The organism is Chitinophaga pendula (assembly GCF_020386615.1).
GTDB lineage: Bacteria > Bacteroidota > Bacteroidia > Chitinophagales > Chitinophagaceae > Chitinophaga > Chitinophaga pendula.
Genome location: NZ_CP077769.1, coordinates 1253022 through 1269960, shown reverse-complemented (window position 1 = coordinate 1269960; position 16939 = coordinate 1253022). Strand labels below are relative to the sequence as shown.

The 16939-nt window shown below is 48.7% G+C and carries 11 protein-coding genes; 4 read left to right on the top strand and 7 right to left on the bottom strand.

Annotation, left to right across the window (positions count from 1 at the left end; genetic code table 11):
• Positions 1-20: 20 nt before the first annotated feature.
• Both KTO58_RS05145 and KTO58_RS05140 read right to left on the bottom strand, forming a co-directional pair.
• On the bottom strand, positions 21-1508 hold the full coding sequence (locus tag KTO58_RS05145; RefSeq protein WP_095840418.1) for a RagB/SusD family nutrient uptake outer membrane protein: 1488 nt from the start codon (positions 1506-1508) through the stop codon (positions 21-23).
• A 20-nt stretch (positions 1509-1528) separates the two neighbouring features.
• Entirely contained in the window at positions 1529-4906 is a 3378-nt protein-coding gene (locus tag KTO58_RS05140) for a SusC/RagA family TonB-linked outer membrane protein (RefSeq protein WP_095840419.1), read from the bottom strand.
• A gap of 639 nt (positions 4907-5545) precedes the next feature.
• Here KTO58_RS05140 and KTO58_RS05135 point away from each other — a divergent pair.
• The 3 genes from KTO58_RS05135 (at position 5546) to KTO58_RS05125 (ending at position 9290) form a co-directional block, all read left to right on the top strand.
• Positions 5546-5917, top strand: a complete 372-nt coding sequence (locus tag KTO58_RS05135) for a hypothetical protein (protein WP_095840420.1) — start codon at positions 5546-5548, stop codon at positions 5915-5917.
• A 110-nt stretch (positions 5918-6027) separates the two neighbouring features.
• Complete coding sequence (locus KTO58_RS05130; protein ID WP_225860065.1) at positions 6028-8154, top strand: TonB-dependent siderophore receptor; 2127 nt, start codon at positions 6028-6030, stop codon at positions 8152-8154.
• Between the two features lie 11 nt (positions 8155-8165).
• Entirely contained in the window at positions 8166-9290 is a 1125-nt protein-coding gene (locus KTO58_RS05125; RefSeq protein WP_095840421.1) for a PepSY-associated TM helix domain-containing protein, read from the top strand.
• On the opposite strand, the gene KTO58_RS05120 is transcribed toward KTO58_RS05125, so the two are convergent.
• From KTO58_RS05120 to KTO58_RS05100, 5 genes are all read right to left on the bottom strand, one after another.
• The gene (locus KTO58_RS05120) at positions 9285-9851 is read right to left on the bottom strand and encodes an NADPH-dependent FMN reductase (protein ID WP_095840422.1); all 567 of its coding nucleotides are present in this window, start codon (positions 9849-9851) and stop codon (positions 9285-9287) included. The two genes, KTO58_RS05125 and KTO58_RS05120, sit on opposite strands and share 6 nt — an antisense overlap.
• A 1-nt stretch (position 9852) precedes the next feature.
• Positions 9853-10359 carry a DUF2480 family protein gene (locus tag KTO58_RS05115; protein ID WP_095840423.1) on the bottom strand — a complete coding sequence of 169 codons (507 nt, stop codon included), beginning with the start codon at positions 10357-10359 and terminating at the stop codon, positions 9853-9855.
• Positions 10360-10365: 6 nt separating this feature from the next.
• Entirely contained in the window at positions 10366-10995 is a 630-nt protein-coding gene (locus tag KTO58_RS05110) for a superoxide dismutase (RefSeq protein WP_095840424.1), read from the bottom strand.
• A gap of 73 nt (positions 10996-11068) precedes the next feature.
• Positions 11069-11989 (bottom strand): helix-turn-helix domain-containing protein, encoded by a 921-nt coding sequence (locus KTO58_RS05105; RefSeq protein ID WP_157753177.1) that lies wholly within the window; start codon positions 11987-11989, stop codon positions 11069-11071.
• Positions 11990-12180: 191 nt separating this feature from the next.
• Positions 12181-12945: an SDR family NAD(P)-dependent oxidoreductase gene (locus KTO58_RS05100; protein WP_198315017.1), complete on the bottom strand. Its 765-nt coding sequence runs from the start codon at positions 12943-12945 to the stop codon at positions 12181-12183.
• A 540-nt stretch (positions 12946-13485) separates the two neighbouring features.
• Here KTO58_RS05100 and KTO58_RS05095 point away from each other — a divergent pair.
• Entirely contained in the window at positions 13486-16869 is a 3384-nt protein-coding gene (locus tag KTO58_RS05095; RefSeq protein WP_095840426.1) for a M43 family zinc metalloprotease, read from the top strand.
• The last annotated feature ends 70 nt before the right edge of the window (positions 16870-16939 follow it).

Here is a 16939-nt window from a genome sequence, read left to right as displayed (position 1 = left end):
ACTGTTTTTTTTTGTTGGTACTAACGAGGATTAGGAGCGATATTCTCTGCCTGGGCAGTCTGCGGTATCTGGATCACCTTCCTGTTATCATTGGCCGATAGTTCCAGCTTTTTGCCACCAGGCGCTATGTGGGTCACCGGCAGGCGATGGCGCAGGATGTCCATCCACCTTATTCCCTCCTGTACGAACTCCATCCGTTTAATATCCAGTATTGCTTTCAACATCGCCTGTTTTTCGTCTAACCCACCATAGAAGGCTTTTACCTTATCCAGCGTCAGATCATGGGTTGCGGGATTGTAGTTGGTAATACGGGTAGCGATATAATTATTCAGATCAGTGAGGGCACTGCTATAATCGGCTTTCATCACATAGGCTTCCGCCCGGTTGAATAATACTTCTTCCGCTTCCAGCAGCGGGATGTGCACATAGGCGAATCCGATACCGGGGCCTGTTTCTACAAACTGTTCGGCGTACTTGATGGTATAAACCCGCTCGGGATTTGCAATAGAATAGAAGTACTTATTGGACCATCTGCCACCGGTTACGTTCGGCCTAAAGAACAAGGTATCTGCGATATTGGAGGTCATCCCGAAACGATAAGAATTCAGCCCCCTGTTCCACAATGAATTCGACTCTGCAAGTAACAGGTTACTTTTTTCTGTAGCCCGGGTATATACGTTCGATAACTCTGCCGATGTGTATCGCGCATATACGGTATTCCAGGGGCGCAGATAACTTTTCAGATCACCGAGGTTACCTGCATAAGTGATGACCTTATCATAGTCCTTTTTGAAAAGATAGAAACGGGCAGCAAAGGCATTAGCGGCAGCCTTGTTAAACCGGTAGGCAGGCAGTTTATACGCTTTGTCATCGATCAGTGGCAATCCGGTCTGGATATCCTTATCGATCATGTCATATACCTGTGCGACAGTTCCACGGCTATACTGTTTATACAAAGTCTTTTCCGGCTCATTCACATAAGGGATACCGGGATCATTTGCTGCAGTAGCAGGATCATAAGGCTTGGAAAAGAAAGTTACCAGCATGAAGTGTGCATAGGCACGGGCCAGTAAGGCCTCTCCTTTGTAAGGTGCATAGGCAGCAGGATTAGCAGCATTGTTACACGCTTCCAGTGCCTGGTTGGCAGCGGCGATCGCTTCGTAACAAGCACCCCAGTATACTTCACTGGAACCAGCCGATGTAGACGCATAATCCAGGAACTGGTAGGGATTCTCGTTGACGCGAACATCTCCTACGTATTGGCCCGCGGGGATTCCCCTATCCAGGGAGTTGTCGGACAATGCTTCGCAAAAAGTAATATAATCATTTTTCACATAGGCAGATGTCAGCAACTGCGACACCTTATCGGGGCTGTTAAGCTCTGTTCTGTTATCAGGTACCTGTTCCAGGTACTTCTTACAACCAGGCATTGTCAGCGTACTGCCTACCAGCAGCAATAGGATGCCCAGTCTTTCACCTACCCGGTATTTCTTTGATTTATATAGCATAGTCGTATTCTCTTTTAATGTTATAATCCGATTTTCAGCGCTACTGCCACCTGGCGTTGTAATGGCTGCGCCACGCCACCCGCATTATAGAATTCAGGGTCCTGTCCTTTCAATTTTTTATCTGCGTACAACAACCAGATATTGCTGGCGGAAGCCGTCAGCGAAAGATTATTCAATCCTGTACGGGCAATAATAGCTGCAGGCAGTGCGTAGGTAAGCGCGATATTTTTCAGTCGCACAAAACCACCATCTGCGACACGGGCAGAAGAATAGTTGTAGTTATTATAAGGATAAGCACTACCGATACGGTTATAGTTCAGTGCATCGATAATAGACGGTACATTGGTTTTCTGCTCATCCCCAGGCAGGGTCCATCTGTCAATGAATTCTTTCGGTAATGCATCCAGGTCGGAATAAGTAGGTTTGAACACCGGGTTCAAGCGGATCTTATTACCTGCCTGGAAGGTAAACAACACATTCAGCGTAAATGCCTTATAACGGAAGTTGTTAGCCCAGCCACCGGTTACGGTAGGATCTACCGGACCTTCATATTTCAGATATTTGGTCTCGCGGTCCTGCAGGTTGACGTCGCGGCCTACTTCTCCGCCTTCATTTACGAACAAAGGAACGCCGGTATTAGGCTCCAGTCCTTTGAAGTCGAGCGAGAACAGGGAATTAACCGGGTATCCTTCCTGGTTGCCTCCTTCTGCCCTAACCTGATTGAAGATGATAGGGGTGTTCTTGGCGTTGGTGATCCTGTTCTTATTGTATCCCATGGTGACATTGGAAGACCATCCCCATATTTTCTTGCGTACGATCTCTCCACCTACAGTTACTTCAAAACCGGATGACTTAAGATCGGCATAGTTGGCGGTCTTCTGTGTTTCCCCACCTATACCCGCCAGCCGGATATCCGCGATCAGATCGAAGCCTTTTTTGTTGTACACATCCAAAGTCACATTCAGACGACTGTCGAAGAAGGACGCATCCACGCCGAGGTTGGCGGCATAGTTCTTTTCCCAGGTAAGGTCGGCGTTTTCCAGGTTACGGATCACGATACCGGATTCGATCTCATCACTGAAACGGCGAACGGTATTTACAGTCCGTAATTCGATGGAGGAGTTGGAAGCACGTCCCATAGCCGCAGTGAGGCCATAGCTACCTCTCAGTTTCAGGAAGCTGATACTTTTTATATCCTTCATGAACGGCTCCTGGTCAACATTCCACGCACCACTCACACTCCAGGTGGGCAGCCATCTTGCGGTAGGTGATTTACCCAGCTGATTGGAACCATCATAACGTACAGCTCCCTTGAAGTTGTACTTCTTGTTGAAGGTATAGTCCACCGTAGTATAAAAGCCTACGAAGCGGTCATACAGGCGATTCATACCGTAGTATTGCAGTCCTTTTTCCACATTTTGTTTAACAATACGGTAGTCAACGATCGGAATACCACCATAGTCATACTGGTATCCATAACCGGTATTGAAAGCATTTTGCCTGTCGGCGTAACGTACCTGCTGTCCTACCAGTACGTTCAGGTCATGTTTACCAAAACTCTGGGTATAGGTAATGTTGTTACGGAAGTCGTAGTTGGTCAGTGAGTTTTCGTTACGATTGTAGAAACCACCGGAAGGCATCACTACACGTGGCAGATCGTTCGGGAAGTCAGGGTTCTCATAGAGGAACCTGTTGGCCCTGGCGATGGTTGCATTGTAGTTGGCACGGTATGCATTAGCACGGTTGGAGTTTTCATTGACGATATCTTCCTGCGTGGTCTTCGCATAGCGGATAGCGCCCAGGAAGTCGTAACGCAGGTGTTTGGTGATGCTGTATCCCAGGTTACCCTGCAGTTTCACATCCACTACGGATAAGTCTACCCGGTTATTCTGCAGCTCGTTGATGATATTGAACGGTGCAAAGTTGCGGGTGAAATATTCCAGGTTGCCATTCTGGTCATACGCCGTCATGGCCCTGCTGGTGCTGAGGGAAAAGTTATACGGGTTAATATCGAAATCGCGGCTCATACGACCGTATACGGCGTCGGCAGTGCGGTTAAGGCTACCTGGAGCCTGCTGTTTACGCACCGAACCGCTGGCAATGAAGCCGGCGGATAGTTTGCTGGAGATATTATAGTTGGTCTGGGCATTAAAGGTGTAGCGACTTACTTTGTCCGCGATGGTCCACCCGTTGTCGTTCAGGAAGCTGGCAGAAAAGTAAGACTGCATTTTATCCGTACCACCGGATAAGCTGATAGTATGTTCCTGGATAAACGAGTTGTTAAACAACAAGCGGAACCAGTCCGTATTGGCCCTGGCATAACGTTCCAGGTAGGCGCGTCTCGCTTCCGGTGTATTTTCCAATGTAAATTTGCCGGTAGCGGGATCTACCTGCTGCATCATATCATACATTTTCCCAAATACACCTTTATCGGATTCGTTGCCGATGCGGCCCAGGTTAAAATAGCCTTTACGATATATCTCGGAGAACACTGACATCTGTTCGTCAGAGTTCATGATGTTAAAGTTGTTGTAAGAGGGACGTAACTGCGAGCTGAAAGTACCGGCATAGTTGATCTGCAGTTTACCGCTACGGCCTTTTTTGGTATTGATCACCACTACTCCGTTCATGGCACGGGCGCCATAGAGGGAGGTAGCAGCTGCATCTTTCAATACATAGATATCGGCAATATCATTGGTATTGAGGCCGGCTACAGAGGAAGCCAGCAAAGTGGCGGCATCACCGCTGGACAGCTGTTCGTTGGTGACATCGATCACATCTTCGAGTACGATCCCATCTACTACCCACAGCGGGCGGTTAGTACCGGTGAGGGAAGTGGCACCACGGATACGCAGTTTAGGTGCCGAACCGAAAGTACCGGATACGTTCTGTACAGATACGCCGGCCGCACGCCCTTCCAGCATACGGCTTACATCGGCAATACCGTCCATTTTGATATCATCTGCTTTCAGCTTCACAGCTGCACCGGCAAACTTGGTCTTGTCTATCTGCTGGAAGCCGGTTACTACCACTTCTTTCAATCCGCTAATATCCTCGTCCAACAAGAGGCTGAACGACGAAGTTGCGCCAGTGACCGGTACTTCCCTGGTTTTATATCCTACCATGGTAATGACCAGGGTCGCATTGTTCTTTACCCGGATACTGAATTCACCTGTAACACCAGTGACAGTTCCGTTCTTTGTACCCTTTTCGACAACGCTGATGCCTGGTACGGTTTCTTCCTTTGCATCACGTGTACGTATGCGTACTTTACCCGCAACGGTGATGGTCTCCTGTTGCTGCGCAATAGCCGGTTGTATACAGCAGCTGATAATTGCCAATAGTAATGGCAGCCATTTCAATACATACTTCTTTCTGTAGCAAACTGATTCATTCATTTGATGAATTTTAATAGTGCAGGATATAGACATTACGGACAAAGAGTCCCCCTTGCGCCTGTCCAAGCGCAAAAAATCGGTTAAAACATGATAGCGGTAATGCTGTTTTATTTAATATACAGGGATATCGCTCTTAGGCATGCGGATTTCATGACAATAATTCTTTCTTGATTGTTCTCATACATAATTTTGATTGTAACTTTTTTAACTACAATAGTTGTAGTGGTGAAAAATTGGTGAAGCAATTCAAATTTTGGTTATATACGTTACTTTGTATTCTGGTCCCATACAGCCGGTTCTATAGCGGCCTGCCTGGCTAACATATCTTGTCTTATAAGTATATTATAAGGGCACAGCCTATCGCCTTTATTTCATACCCGTCAGTCTACAAGTAATGATAGCGGTAAAATGATGCATGATTTTGGTTACTGCCTATAATTAACATAGATACCTGGCAAAATTGCTTTTACCCTTGCTACAGCAAATATTTTTTTGCTTGATAAGTACATGTTCGCTCATTCAGTGCCGGATGTGTGAGAAAATTGGAATTGATCAGCAGTTTCACTTTTCAGGGCTGCTGTTTCATTTTTCGGCTCCGATCATGAACTTATCCAGGTGTTATCTTACCTTTACGCCTTTATGAGGGGGATTGTCATATTCATTATTATCGCCGGGGTACTGCTACAGCCATTTCGTAGTGTGTTTTCCCTATGGGAATATGAGTTGAACCAGCCCTTCATTGCGCGGGTACTCTGCGAAAACCGTGATAAGCCGGCTATGCATTGTAATGGTAAATGTCATCTCCGGAAACAGTTACAGCAGGACGACCAGAAAGAACGCACCAATTCCGGTGGCGTCAAAGAAAAGCAAACACCTGACCTGATGGGAGATACTGCTATCATAGCATTGCCTGCGTCGCCGGGTCAGCCCTCTTATAGACAGTCATCCTGGTATCTTACCGCGCTGCCCGGAGGGCATCTGCGCGCTCCCTTCCAGCCCCCCTGCTGCTGATCCTGCCTTTTTATTGTTATCAGTATGTCCGGTATTTGCCTGCAGCAGCATTACTGCTGTTCGCCATACTGCTGTTTTATCCTCCTTATTATCCAAACTGTATTTCGTACATGAAGTTCATATATATGATCATAGGCAGTCTTTTGCCTATGACCTTACTGCACGCGCAAGCCCCAGACAGTCTTACGGTAAAAGAGCTATCGGAAGTCGTGGTGGCGGGAGACAAAGGGAATCACTACCATACCCGCTACTCCAATACAGGGAGTCGTGTCCAGACTTTACAAATTGCCACACCGCAGAGTATACAGCCTATTCCACAGCAGCTCTTACAAGACAGGCAATCTATTACATTGAATGATCTATCCAACGTAATGACCGGCGTGAAAGCCAATAATGGCATGGGGGCGTTTTCCATGCGGGGGTTTACCGGTTATTATCCTTTTGGCAGCAGCTACCTGCTGTTCGACGGTATCCGCGGTAACCTGTTCCTCTGGAGCCAGCAACCGCTATTATACAATATAGAACGGGTAGAGGTACTAAAAGGTCCCGCTTCCGTACTATATAGCGAGGCAATGCCCGGAGGAGTGATCAATATGGTGACCAAACAGCCTTTATCTACACAACAGACGCAATTGTCTGCTACCTACGGGCGATATGATCAGGTGAGGCTGATGGCAGATGCCACCGGTCCGCTGAACAAACGTAAGAACCTGTTATACCGGTTTGTTGCCGGGTATGACCAAAGTCATAGTTTTCGTGATTACCAGTTCCAGCAAAATATCCTGCTGGCCCCTACTATCAGCTGGCAGCCCACTGCACGTACTACTATTAAAGCTGCTATTAATTACAATTATGCGAGAGCCGTACAACAATACGATCGTGGCGCATATGTATTGTCATTACCTGACGGCAGCTTCGATTTCCAATCAGTACCCGCACACCTGACGCCGCAAAGTCCTACCGACTATGGCAAGTTGCATAACCGTTCTGCCACGCTCACCTTTACACATACCTTTCATCCACGTTTACAGCTGACCATTATGGAAAGGTATGTACGGAACTCTTTTGACTATACGGATCATATCCCCCTGAAGGCAGTAACCAAAGATTCTGTAGAGCGAGGATTCCAGGACTGGCTATATGAGCAATACAGCTGGCAGACGACGGCATTCCTGCATTACAAGACACGCCTGGCTCGTATGCAACATAGTATACTCTTCGGTATAGACTACAATAACTACGGCTGGTTAAAAAACGACTACCGGTATGCCAAGGCGCCGACCATCAATATCTATCATCCGGACTATAGCAAGGATCAGCCAGCTACCTATAACTATGATTATTTCGATGATAACAAACAGGCGATACAGCTGCTGGGGTTCTATGTATCGGATGAGATCTCGATCACTAAAAAGCTGATCGTTAACCTGGGGCTTCGTTATGATAACTATCGTCTGCGGCAGACACCGTTATCTGCTAAAGATGCTACGCAGGGTAACCGCTCTGATGCGGATGCATTTATTCCCCGCGCCGGGTTGGTATACCGGTTACAGGAAAATATGTCTGTATACGGTAGTTATTCCCAGTCCTTTACCCCACAGAACTCCAACAATACCCGCAACGGAGGGCCTTTCCCGCCCAGGAAAGCGGTACAATATGAGCTGGGATATAAGACCGATCTGTTGCCGCAGCTCTCCTTGACTGCTGCGTTGTACCAGATCAACTATCGTAACATACTGGCGCCGGCACCTGCGGCAGACAATCCCAACCGGCAGATAGCCCTGGAAGGCAGCCGTAGCCGGGGAGCAGAGCTTACACTACAAGGGCAATACCGGCAATGGGACATTGTGGCTGGTTATGCCTTCAATGACCATACGCTGATATCTGACAGTGAGCTGGGTAAAAAAGGGGCGCGTTTCAACAATGCCCCACAGCACATGGCCAATTGCTGGCTCACGTATCGCCTGCCGGAGGGAAAGTTAAAAGGATGGCATATCAGCGGGGGCACCCGTTATGTGAGTGAGCAGGTAGGTATTATCAGCAAACCGCAGTTTGTATTGCCGGCCTATATGATCTGGGATATGGCACTGGGTTATACGATCAGGAAAATAGGCATACAGGTGAACGCCGATAACATCACCAATCGCCGCTACTTTACCGGAGGTTTTTCCAATACGGCGACAGCAGCAATCGGCCAGCCTTTCCAGGTGCGTGCCGGCATTAACGTATCTCTTTAGCAACGACCATTATGAAACTCAACCGATGGTTTTTCACCATACATAGCATTACCGGATTGGCAACGGGGTTGCTGCTGCTGCTGCTGGGCATCAGCGGGTCAATCCTGGTATTTATGCCCGAGATCGATCATTACGCCAACCGGGAACGGCTGGCGATAACAGCCGCCCCACATCAGCAGCGGCTACCGCTGGACAGTCTGTACAGGATCATCACCTCCCGGCATACGCAGCTGGAAGGTATCGCCTGGACTAATCCCGGTGAAAAGGACCTTGCAGCAGAATTCCGCTTATATGGCAATGACGGTAATGTGCATACGTACGACCTCGGATTAACCAGTATAAACCCTTATACAGGCCGGGTGATCCGGGAAGGCAGCTACCGGGAGCTGGCTACCGGCCTGGTGTACTGGATCTACCAGTTCCACTTCTGTTTTCAGTGGGGCATGCCAGGTATCCTGCTTACTGCACTGATGGGTATCGCTATGTTGGTGTCGTGTATGACCGGTATCATTATTTACCGGAAACATTGCTGGCAGGTATTCACTTTCCGGGTGAAGCTATCGCGTAAGAACTGGCGGACCTTTAGTTCAGGTTTGCATCGTATCGTAGGGGTTTGGAGCCTGCTGCCCAATATGATCCTGTTTTTTACAGGCTTCTGGATGAACCTGTTCGGGTTCGACGCAGCTACCTGGCAACGTAAACAGGTGGCTGCCCCTGCTCCCCAAGTGTTGCATCAGTCGCTGGATGTGTTATATGCCCGCTCGCTGCAGGCTATCCCCGGTCTGCATCCGGTGTCAGTATACCTGCCGGTACAGCCTGGCAAACCATTCCGGGTAAGCGGTTCGCTACCGGGGCAACCACGGATATTTGCAAAAGCTGGTAACACGGTCACTACGGATGTTATGACCGGCCGGATCAAAAATATTTCCAGGCTGGAGGAGCGCAGCTGGGGGCAACTATTGGAGGGCATGGTGCATCCTTTGCATACCGGTAACTATGGCGACACGCTTATCAAACTATTGTATGTATTTTTTGGATTATTACCTGGTCTGTTGTCTATAACAGGCGGATTACTCTGGTATCGTAAGCTGCATAGCCGGTCGAAGAGAGGGCACAAGCAGGTGGTCGCATTATAATATATCCGTTACCGTAGCTCTGTCGGTCTGCAGGAGTAAGCTGATCATTTTATCAAACCGTTGACTGGTGATATCCTGCAGGCTACTCTTGGCGGGGTCTATAAACAGCTGTTGTTTTGCCAGGGGTAGCGTATAGGGTAATACCCAGGCGCGCAGGGACTTGGCTACAGCGTCCATAGCATTGATCCCCTGCAAGGCATGGAGGCCATCTGCCCAGCAAACCAGCCCTATTGTCTTGCCGGTGAGATAAGGCAGTATGCCTTTACTGGTTACTTCCAGCCAGTCCAGGCAATTCTTCATAGCCCCTGCCATGCCGCCATGGTATAGCGGTGTGAGCCATATGTGTACATCTGCCTGTTGAAATGCTGCTGCCATTACCTCTACGGAGAAAGGGACCTGTGACAGGTGCATATCGAAAAAGGGAATATGTCCTTCATGTAAGTGGTAGGTACTTACTGCCGCACCGGTAGCGTCTATCTTTTCTTCCAGCAATTTTGCCAGTGCAGTTCCGCTGGAATTGGGATGTCTGTCATTGGCGCCGTTAAATATCAATACTTTCATTTCACTTAGTCGTTCGCTTATGTAATATAATCGGGGAACCGGCCTCTCCATACATCAGTGATGCCACATGCTCATTCAGCAACGTAGCCGCTTTCACATATATTTCCGGGGGAACTTCATTCCTTGCTTTTAATACTATCTTTTGTTGGCCGAATGCCGAAAAAGCCGCCTTATCCAATTGTTGCAGCCAGAGGTGACGTATCCATTGGTCCAGGCTGCCCATACCGATGGCGGCAGCATAGGGTTGCAGGTGAACGGCTACGAATGCAAAAGCCCAATAAGGAACGATTGCATCCGTAGAGCAACATATGGTCACATAGCGATCTGAATAGGCTGACCAGTCTACTGTTGCTACGGCTGCCCTGAAATCCTTTTCTTTGAATAATAATCCTTGCTGTAGCCAGGGGGCTATGTCGACGACATCCATCTCTCTTTCGTCCGGTCTGTATTGCAGCAGATCAACAACAATAATACCAGATTCAGCTATCCTGTTCCGTATGTTATCCATATGTAATTATTGTTTGGTTTTGGTGTAGAGATCGTTGACTACCTTCCAGTCCAGTACTTTCCAGAAGGCGCTTACATAATCGGCGCGTTTGTTCTGATAATGCAGGTAATAGGCATGTTCCCATACATCCAGTCCTATTACGGGTGTACCACGGCCAGCCTGTAATACATCCATCAGCGGGTTGTCCTGGTTGGGAGTGGATACGATCTCCAGTTCGCCATTGAATTTTACAATGAGCCATACCCAACCGGACCCAAAGCGTTGCAGGGCTTCTTTATTGAATGTTTCGATAAAGGTATCCACCGTTCCCCAGCGTTGTTGTATGGCATCTTTGAGCGGTCCATCTGTCAATGCAGCAGGTTTTGGAGAGAGTAAGGTCCAGAAGAGGGAGTGATTGTAGTGTCCGCCGGCGTTGTTACGTACGGCGGCGCTATGTTTGGAGACATTGGTCAGCAGGGCGCCCAGGTTCACTTTTTCCAGCGCTGAACCTTTCACTGCGTTATTCAGGTTAGTAACATAAGCTCCATGATGTTTATCATGATGTATTTCCATGGTTGTTTTGTCTATGGCAGGTTCCAGCGCATCAAATGCGTATGTCAGCGCGGGTACTTCGAAAGGGTATTCGCTATGTATCATCTTGTTTTGTTTTTGATGTTACAAAGTTATCCTCCCTGTAAAGCCTGATCAATCCAAAATACCGGAAGAAATGTCAAATATTACCGGATGCGCGGTATTCTTTGGGTCCAAGGCCTTTTTTCTGTTTGAAGAAGCGGCCAAAGTGTGAGAGGGAATCGTAGCCGAGATAGTCGGTGATCTCTTTGATGCTGAAAGCAGAGTAATTAAGGAGGAACTGGGCTTCGAGGAGAATACGCTGATGGATGTGTGTCAATGCGGTGTCTCCGGTTTCCTGTTTGATGGTTTCACTGAGATGTTTGGCACTGACGTGTAGTAGTCGTGCATAATCTTCTACCTGCTTCAGTTCGCGGTAATGCAGGTCTATCATTTTCCGGAAGTCCTGTACCAGCTGAATACTGCGGTTAGATGACCGGACGCGGCCCTGTGCGCAGTCTTCGCAGCTGCGGTGCATACGGAACAGGAGTTCTACCATCCGCAGGCGTACGATCTGCATGTTCCATTGCCGCTGGCCTTTGCTTTCTTTTTCGATGTCCTGTACGAGTTGCAAGATATCTGTGTAGTCTGCCTTTTCCAGTTTATAGATTGGCGGGTATTCTGCCGGCATATGGAGCAGTTGATCTATCAGGGCATCGGGTATTTTGAGGCTGTCGAGGAAGGAACGTTTGAAAAATATCATTTTCAGCTGCAGGTTGGTACTGCCGTGATCATAGGCTGCCAGCTGGCGGGGTGCTACCAAGTGTATAGTCTGTGGGGCAACGTCGAAGGTATGATGATCTACGGTCTTCCTGCAGTTACCTTTGAGACATAGGATAATACCATAGTGATCTGCGCGGATAGGTTCTCCTTGCCGTTTGCTGTCACTGTTGTCTGCGACCAGGAATTCGTTGGAAGAGGTATCTTCATATACGTATTCTGTGGGGGCCGTTTTATACAAGGCCATTGCATCTTGTATCTTGAGAGCAGACTGTTGCATGGTAGATCCTGTTAATTGCAAAATAAAGGTTTTTCCCGCAAGGGTTCACTTTTACCGCTGCGAAGCTACGGGCTTTCCTTTTGTGCAAACAGCCATTATGCCGGAAAAAGTGTCCTTTTTGGCGGGCGGAGGCATGCCTCGCGGTCTTGGCAGGATCATGTTCCCGGTAGCTGCTATGCTGCCGCTACCGGGAAACGAGCGTAATATTAAGCTTACAGGAACATACCACCCGAGGCTTCTAATCGCTGCGCGGTGATCCAGCGTCCTTCTTCACTACATAGCATGGCGACTACGCCGCCGATATCTTCCGGTACGCCCAGTCTGCCCAGGGCCGTTTGTGTGGCCAGGTAGTTTTTCAGTTCGGGGTGGGCGGCTGTTGCGGCATTCAGGAAGTCGGTATCGATAGCGCCCGGTGCGATGGCATTTACGGTGATCCCTCTGTGTCCCAGCTCTTTGGCGAGGTAGCGGGTAAATACTTCTATGGCCCCCTTCATGGATGCGTAGGCGATATAGCCCGGAGTGGAAAAGCGGGTCAGGCCGGAGGATACATTTATGATGCGGCCGTGTTCAGCGATCAGCGGCAGTAGTTGTTGTGTGAGGAAAAAAGCACCCTTAAAGTGCACCTGGAAAAGGCGGTCGAAGTTTTCTTCGGTAGTACTTACAAAAGGTGCAGCTGCATCTATACCGGCGTTATTCACGAGTATGTCGAAGTGATCTCTTTTCCAGTATTGCTGTAAAGCGGTCTTTATCTGAGTCGTAAAATGTGGAAAAGCAGTGGTGTCTGCGACATCCAGTTGTAAGGCGAGCGCTTGTCTGCCGGTAGCGATGATGGCCGCGGCTACTGCTTCTGCTTCGGTAGCTTTATGCTGATAAGTGATGATGATATCTGCACCATGTGCGGCCATAGTGAGGGCCATATCTTTTCCCAGTCCCCGGCTGGCGCCGGTAATAAGAGCAATCTTGTTTTGCAGGTTCATTGCGATATATTTTTGTTACTGCAAATATCCAGCTGCATGGGCCTTGGGGAATGGTACTAATTTCAGTATAAATGGTAGACAGTTCAGTATCTAATTATTTGGGGGTATCATCATTTATGTTGACAGTTAATTTTGGTAAAGAAATGATTAATTAACGATCATTGACCGGGACATAAGCAATGTAACTTTAATGTATGACAGATAAAGCCGGTCCCATAACCCGTGTTTTACGCTGCGCACCGGCGCCGTACCAGCGTACAGCCATTCCGTTATGAAATAATAAACCGAAAATACCTGTTTCAACCAATGTCTATTTAATCCGGGTTTCCGGGCACGACGATCCATCAAAATAATTGCAGATAAGAACATCGACACGACGAACCAACAACCAGCAGCAGATACAACACTGATCTCCGTCCCGGAGGCCCGTTATCTTTTATTTTACGTTTAAAGTCACATACTCATTGCTATAGCTACCAACAGCTGAGTGCACAAGCGCTTGTGCCTCTTTCACCCCGTATATTCAAATCTATCTATGTTATGAAACGACCATTACACAATAGCTGTAAGTGGCTGCTGGCGCTATGCTTTGCCGGCTACTTACCCAATACCGCGATGGCGCAGCAGGCGCCGGCGGCATTACCTGCACACTGCGGTACAGATAAGGCCATGCAGGCTCTCTATCGCCAACATCCGGCGTCACGTCAAGCGGCCGGTAAACTGGAAGCATTCACCCGCTCTTTTGTACAACAAGGTATCAACAATCGCGAAGCCGCTCCTGGCCCTTACATTATACCGGTTGTGTTTCACGTTAACGACCCGGTGAATCCGTATAAGGTCACTGCGGAGCAGATCCGATCAGCCATAGACATATTGAACGAAGATTATAATGCATTAAATACAGATTTCGCCGGTATAGACCCACGTTTTAAGCCCATTGCGGCTAACATTGGTATCCAGTTCAGACTGGCTGATATTGATCCCGGCGGTAATCCTACCAACGGCATTACCTATCATCAGAATGACCTGGATGGGCGTGCACCTGATGGTACGGGCAGGGCTGTCAAAAGCCTCTCTTACTGGCCCGGCGACAAATACCTGAACATCTGGATCGTCAGCGAGGTAGAGACGAAAGGTGTCTTCAATAACTCGGGCTGGTCTTATCTGCCGGATGACTGGGTGGCCAATCAAAAGCTGGATGGTATTGTATACAACTGGCGTTACCTGGGTCGTAGCGGGGTAGGCTCTTCAGAGGTCGGGCAGCTTCATATGAAACGGGTGCTCAGTCATGAAGTAGGACACTTCCTCAATTTGGATCATACTTTTAACAATGAGTGTGCGGCGCCCGGCGACAATGTGGATGATACCCCACCTACGAAGTCCAACTTTGGCGGCTGCGACCTGCAGGCAAATTCCTGTGGTGTCATCGCCAATGTGGAAAACTATATGGACTATTCCTCTTGCGCCAAGATGTTCACCCTGGGTCAAAAGAATCGTATGCTGGCGGCGATGAACAGTACGGTGGCCAAACGTAATAATCTCTGGTCTCCGGCTAACCTGGCAGCTACGTTGATCCTGCAACCTACCAAGAGGATCATATTTTCTACGCTGAATTTTTCTGAGCAGGATACCAATGACGGCAGTATCGCCGGAACGGCGACTTTGAAAGCTATTGACGGCGCGCGCTTTAACGGCGCCGGCACGACGCTTGTCAACGGTACCCATTATAGTGTACAAAATGTACCGGCTGGCCTGACCCTACAGTTGCAGGTGCTGAATGACAGTACAGCCACCCTGTCTTTTACGGGTAAGGCTACGCTGCATGACAGTGCACAAAGTATCAGCAATCTCCGGCTCACCTTTCTGGCACCAGCTCTGCAAGGTGGTATCACCGGACTATTCAACCCTTCTTCTACTCTGAGTATCACCTATCTGGCCCCCTACCGTATCGTCTATAAGGACATGCCGGACATTGACATCAATACCGGTAATACCTGGACCTATTTTGAGTTTGGCGTTGGTGACGCTGCCTACGGAGGCTGGCTGGATAACGGTAAATTAAGGCTGGAGGCTTATCAGAAGTCGATCGTGTGTGAGAACGGCACCCGCAATATCACACCACTGGCGGCCAATACGCTGATCAATGCGAGCGCCGGTTTCGTGGCGGGAGGCGCTTATCCTAATGAGCATGATGTGTACTCGAGTAGTTATACCCGCTGGGCTGGTCAGACCGCATATGCTGGGATCCGGTTTACGATGAATGGCAAGGCGCGTTATGGTTGGATACGTATGTCGGTATCCGCTGACGGCAAACGACTGCTGATAAAGGATTACGCGTACAATGAGGCTCCCGATGCCGGTATTCGGGCTGGAGAGGTGGCAGCGCCGCTGCTATCCTGGTCAGGCACTGCATTTCGAGAAAGTGCGGCCAACAACGGGCAGGTCAATGATACTGCAGAGATCTCCCTGCTAGGTAACACATTTGCCATTGGTAGCGGTAATATGAGTGCCAATGTACACTATACGGTGAGTAATCTACCTGCGGGGCTAAGTGTACAGATCAAAGTACTTAATAACAACACGGCAAGACTGTCTTTCAGCGGTACGGCCTCGAGGCACAGCGCTGCGGATAATGCCAACAATATCACGTTGCAATGGTTAGCGGCCGCATTCAGCAATGGCACTGTCAGCAACCCGTCACAAACACTCAGTATATCTTTCCGCGATCCATACCAGATCAAGTATGTAGACACAGACGATGCTACCTATACTGTTAATGCCGGCAGTAACTGGCGTTACTTTACACTGGAAGGCGCACCTAGTGCGGAATATGGTCTATGGTCTGATAATGGGGCGTTGCGATTGGAGACGTACAAAAAGCCGATGGTCAGTAATGGTACTACCCGCCAGCTTACCTTGTTACCTGCGAATACGCTGTTATCTGCTGCTTCGAACTTTGTGCCCGGCGGAGATTATCCCGATGAGCATGATCTGTATACCAGCAGTTATACTACCTGGAAAGGACAGACCGGTTATGCCGGCTTCAGTTTCAGCGACCAGGGAGAAACGTACTATGGTTGGTTCCGGTTCCGGGTAGCTGCTGACGGCACTTCTTATACGCTGATGGACTATGCGTATAATACGCAGCCAGGAGGTAGTATCAAAACCGGGCCACCTGTAACGCCCGGCAACAATGATACGACTGCCCAGGCCAGTGCTTACTGTGCTGCCGCCACAGCGTTGAACTATAATCATATCAAGCAAGTGAAGTTCGGCAGCATCAATCATTCTTCTGCGTGGACCAGCTATTCTGATTATACGACGAAGGTAGCCAGGGTATCCCGCGGGCAGTCTTATCCTCTACAGGTGTTGCTGAATATTGAATCATGGCCGGATATTGCTGTTGCCGTATGGATAGACTGGAACGGCGATAAAGTGTTCCAGGACCCGGCAGAGCGGGTATATAACAAACGCGGCAGCGGTCCGTTCAGCACCAACATTACAGTGCCTACCAATGCGGTAAGTGGTGCGCTGCTGATGCGTGTTCGTACCGGTTACGGTCAGAATATCAACGCCTGTGGTACAGATACCTACCAGGGAGAAGTGGAAGATTATACCGTGCTTATTGGTAATGCTGGTGGCCGCGAAGCCAAATTGTTGCCCACTGCTATTCCCGGAGGTATGCTGCGTGCCACGAATCCGTTCACTGACGCAGTACAGTTGTGGTATACTGCCAACCGGAACGGGCAAGTGATACTGCGTATTACTGATCTGCAAGGCAGAACGCTTCGTCAACAGCCTGCTGCGGTGATTAAGGGGGATAACATATTAAGAATAGAGGGACTATCGCCCTTCTTACCAGGCATCTATTTACTGGATGTAAAAGAAGGCGATCAACATACTCAACTGAAACTGGTCAAGTGATGGTTTGCCTATGTCAGGCATTTGAATAATGAAGAAGCGGCCTGTGATCTGTTACGATCACAGGCCGCTT